Source organism: Spiroplasma sp. ald (assembly GCF_044714355.1).
GTDB classification, from domain to species: Bacteria; Bacillota_I; Bacilli_A; order Mycoplasmatales; family Mycoplasmataceae; genus Spiroplasma; species Spiroplasma phoeniceum.
This window is the reverse complement of the sequence record NZ_RXFY01000199.1, coordinates 1-554: the sequence shown is the minus strand read 5'-3', so window position 1 is coordinate 554 and position 554 is coordinate 1. Positions and strand designations below refer to the sequence as shown.

Sequence of the window (554 nt, the reverse complement as noted above, 5' to 3'; positions counted from 1 at the left end):
AAAATAAATCACCTAATAAACCATATACTTTGAATGATTTAACCAATGAATTCAACCTTTCTAACCGATGAAGATATGAAATTTACAAGAGCGAAAAGATAGTTCCTTTACTTGAAAAACAAGTTGATAGAATTGAAAGTGAAATAATTAATTTTATGATGAAATCACCCGATGGTGCTAAATTATATTGACAACGAGCATTTAATTATAAATATTCACTGCAAGAAAAACAGTTAGAACAAGAATTAAACTTAAATAATCAACAACCAATAATTGTTAATTTGCAAACTGATATTAGAGATATTAAAAAAGAAAGTGATAATAATGCTTAATCATTTTACTTATTTGTTAGAAACTCCTTATTGATTATTACAAAATAGTAGTATTGGTAATAAATATCCTTTTGCTAAAAAGTTTGAGTTAGTTAATGAAATTAATCAAATTGGAACACGATATAGTGGTAAGACTATTTCAAATATTAAAATGTTTGGTGAATTATTAAAAATTAGTTTATTAATTAAACAACCAATTTGTATCATTGCTAGTATGTATTG

The 554-nt window shown here is 23.8% G+C and carries 2 protein-coding genes; both read left to right on the top strand.

The window, feature by feature from the left end:
- Window positions 1-332, top strand: a 332-nt coding sequence (locus EHU54_RS06115) for a hypothetical protein (protein WP_400249514.1), incomplete at its 5' end; no start/stop codon positions are given.
- On the top strand, window positions 325-554 hold a 230-nt coding region (locus EHU54_RS06110), incomplete at its 3' end, for a hypothetical protein (RefSeq protein ID WP_400249513.1). The genes EHU54_RS06115 and EHU54_RS06110, both read left to right, overlap by 8 nt.